This window comes from Kluyvera chengduensis (assembly GCF_044197065.1).
GTDB lineage: Bacteria > Pseudomonadota > Gammaproteobacteria > Enterobacterales > Enterobacteriaceae > Kluyvera > Kluyvera ascorbata_C.
Genome location: NZ_JBIQOI010000051.1, coordinates 1 through 200 on the forward strand (window position 1 = coordinate 1; position 200 = coordinate 200).

Genomic DNA, 200 nt, shown 5'->3' on the forward strand with positions numbered 1-200 from the left:
ACGTTGGACAGGAACCCTTGGTCTTCCGGCGTGCGGGTTTTTCACCCGCATTATCGTTACTTATGTCAGCATTCGCACTTCTGATACCTCCAGCACCCCTCACAGGACACCTTCGCAGGCTTACAGAACGCTCCCCTACCCAACAACACAGAGTGTCGCTGCCGCAGCTTCGGTGCACAGTTTAGCCCCGTTACATCTTC

Annotated in this window: 1 rRNA gene; it reads right to left on the bottom strand. The window is 55.0% G+C overall.

The annotated features are described in order from the left end of the window. A 23S ribosomal RNA gene (locus ACH1XZ_RS23330) occupies nt 1–200 on the bottom strand; the annotation flags it as partial.